The organism is Xenorhabdus sp. PR6a (assembly GCF_028599065.1).
In the GTDB taxonomy this organism is placed as follows: Bacteria; Pseudomonadota; Gammaproteobacteria; order Enterobacterales; family Enterobacteriaceae; genus Xenorhabdus; species Xenorhabdus doucetiae.
Window position 1 is genome coordinate 1 of sequence record NZ_JAQRFJ010000129.1, and the last position, 2,544, is coordinate 2,544.

The window sequence follows — 2,544 nt, forward strand, 5'->3', positions numbered from 1 at the left end:
AAGCCGGGGAGCGATAGGTAGCCGCACATTGAGCCAGTTGCTCACGAATGAAGGCCAACCGGTTGGGCGCTGGAAGGCCAGACGGTTAATGCAGGAATGCGGTCTGCAAAGCCATCAGCCGGGGGCTTACAGTTATCATCCGGCGGGAAAAGAGCATGTTGCCTCCCCGAACCTTTTGCAACAGAATTTTGCCCCGGCATGTCCGAATACCCGGTGGTGCGGAGATATCACCTACATCCGAACAAAAGCGGGCTGGCGCTATCTCGCCGTGGTGATGGATTTGTTCTCCCGCCGAGTGGTTGGAATGGCCATATCGGCTTCACCGGATGCTGAATGGGTCTGCCGGGCGCTGAGTAATGCACTGGAAACGCGCCATAGAGAAGGGCGGCTGATTTTTCACTCAGATCAGGGAAGTCAATACAGTCGCAAAAAGTTCCGCCGCTTACTTTGGCGAAATAAGCTTATCCAGAGCATGAGTCGAAGGGGCTGCTGCTATGATAATTCGCCGATGGAACGGGTATTCCGGAGTCTGAAAAGCGAATCGCAAAACTCACTCAGCCGTTTGGCAAACGCCCTAATAGTATTCTTCATTAAATTAGTATTTTTACTAGATAACTCATGGGTTTAACATAATGGGTCTTTGGCGCACCGAATTTTGGGGAGGGCAGAAACAAAAAAGGAGGCCAGCCGCGAAAGGCTGGCGATCAGGCTTGCTGTTCACTACTGGCGGGAATGTTTACTGATTTCATTCTCAAGCGCTTTATTCACAACGGCATTGATTGTGATCCCTCGTTCATCCGCTATCTCTGCCAGATGGCGATGCATATCAGGATTAACCCGAACATTAAACACCCCTTTAAACGGGATATCCGGCTTTTTATTCAACTCCTGACAGTCTTCAAGATATAACTCAACGGATTTTTTAAATTCTTCTTCCAGTTCTTTGACGGTCGTTGCCTGATAGGTGACCAGATCCCGGATATATGCCAGTTTACCGAAAAGATAATTATCCTCGACATCAAATTCAATCGTGCCTATATAGCCTTTATAAGTCAGATGTTTCATAGTAAACCTACCTCTTTTAATGTTTCTTTAACCGCCTTAATTGTTCCGCCCTTGATATAGTTCTCAGGGTGAGGACGGTGCATCAAAATGGTGTGATCTATTTTCTGGTTGTAGAAGCGTACACGGGAACCCTGCATTTCTTTTTTTTCATAGCCCAACAGGTTAAGTAATGAAACCAGTTCAGACCACGCAAATGTTTTCCGGCTCTGTAAAAAAGCATCTCTCAGTTTGTCCAGCTTACCCATCAGCACGCCCTCCTTTTGTAACTAATTATAGTCACAAAACACTGCAAGGTCAAGGTCAATGAAATGGCGCTGGGAATCTGTAACCCGCTGGTATGAGGCCGAGCTGATGTGTGACCTGTTCGGTGACTGGCTGGTTGTTCGTCGCTGGGGCGGGCTTTACAACGAGCGTTACGGCACAAAAACGGACGTTGTGGCCGATTTACTTTCTGGTGTCGCGCTGCTGTTTGAAATTGACCAGGAACGGCAGCGCCGTAATCCGCCTTACACCCTGCGCAATAAATCGCTGTGAGCTTCTTTCGTCTTCGACCATCTGGCTTCTTTATTGCGGATAGGCCGGAATGCAGGGCTGCGCACGGCTTGCCCTGCCTGAAAACCCGCTTTGCAGTGGCGGGGAATTGTTACGGCTAAGCCGTAACGCTTTTTCGTCCTCACTTCGCTGCGGGGCTTCCGGCGCGAAAAAAAAACGCCTGAGCGCGTCTGTAAGCGATTTTCGCGCCTACCATGCCCTTGACGGGCATTTAAAACCAGAAAACAGCGAGACGGGCTTCTCATGCACGCAGAATCAGCCAGAGAACATCAGTGAAAGAGTCCCCACCGCTCGCCGCAAGGCAAGATTAGGGAGCCGCAAAGCTCAACGAAAATCTGATCGGGAACGCTATCGACTCAGACATTGGGTTGAAAACGCGTTTCTCCATTTGAAGCGCTGGCGTGGTATAGCGACTCGTTATGCCAAAAAGAGTGCATCGTTTCTTGCCGCAGTCCAAATCCGCTGCATCGCTCTTTGGCTGAATATTTCATGACGACACTATCTAAGATTTTTCCTAAATGTCGATAAAACGGGCATCACATTCATAAAATTCATCGTTGTATCGGTAAAATCACAGTCCGGATTTATCCCCTGACATAATTTGTCATGAATGAAATGAAAAACAGGCCGATAAAACAGTCGCCACCTCATCATCATAAGAAAAAAATGGGCATGAATAACAGGCTTTTTCTGCCTGAACGCAGTGCATGCTGGCCCGGACGTCCGATTGCCTAAGTAAAAGGAACACAGCGGAAAACAGCAGTGAAGACAACAAGAAAAAATAAGGAAAACGAAACAATGTCAATGAAGAAACGCCTGACGAAGTTGCAGCAGGGGCAATCCCTGCTGGAAAAAGGAAAGCAGGCGGCTGGCCTGCTGGGTGGAGCCGATACCACGGGTCTGACGGATAAAGGTGGCCTGATGAAA

At 48.6% G+C, this 2,544-nt stretch carries 3 protein-coding genes and 2 pseudogenes; 3 read left to right on the top strand and 2 right to left on the bottom strand.

Translation table 11 applies throughout. The annotated features are described in order from the left end of the window. A pseudogene (locus PSI15_RS17555) lies at positions 1-541 on the top strand (IS3 family transposase); the annotation flags it as partial. A gap of 179 nt (positions 542-720) precedes the next feature. On the opposite strand, the gene PSI15_RS17560 reads toward PSI15_RS17555, so the two are convergent. Both PSI15_RS17560 and PSI15_RS17565 read right to left on the bottom strand, forming a co-directional pair. Next, complete coding sequence (locus PSI15_RS17560) at positions 721-1,065, bottom strand: type II toxin-antitoxin system HicB family antitoxin (RefSeq protein ID WP_273584640.1); 345 nt, start codon at positions 1,063-1,065, stop codon at positions 721-723. Further along, on the bottom strand, positions 1,062-1,310 hold the full coding sequence (locus PSI15_RS17565; protein ID WP_273584641.1) for a type II toxin-antitoxin system HicA family toxin: 249 nt from the start codon (positions 1,308-1,310) through the stop codon (positions 1,062-1,064). Before PSI15_RS17565 ends, PSI15_RS17560 begins: the two co-directional genes overlap by 4 nt. Before the next feature lie 106 nt (positions 1,311-1,416). Here PSI15_RS17565 and PSI15_RS17570 point away from each other — a divergent pair, with 106 nt between their 5' ends. Continuing rightward, a complete protein-coding gene (locus PSI15_RS17570; RefSeq protein WP_273584642.1) occupies positions 1,417-1,599 on the top strand; it encodes a hypothetical protein in 183 nt (60 codons plus the stop codon). 361 nt (positions 1,600-1,960) lie between these two features. Continuing rightward, positions 1,961-2,110, top strand: a pseudogene (locus tag PSI15_RS17575) (IS5/IS1182 family transposase); the annotation flags it as partial. Positions 2,111-2,544: the final 434 nt, after the last annotated feature.

Excerpts from the sequence above, each read along its gene's own strand:
- PSI15_RS17560 (WP_273584640.1), bottom strand. The coding sequence starts at position 1,065 with ATGAAACATCTGACTTATAAAGGCTATATAGGCACGATTGAATTTGAT.
- PSI15_RS17565 (WP_273584641.1), bottom strand. The coding sequence starts at position 1,310 with ATGGGTAAGCTGGACAAACTGAGAGATGCTTTTTTACAGAGCCGGAAA.
- PSI15_RS17570 (WP_273584642.1), top strand. The coding sequence starts at position 1,417 with ATGTGTGACCTGTTCGGTGACTGGCTGGTTGTTCGTCGCTGGGGCGGG.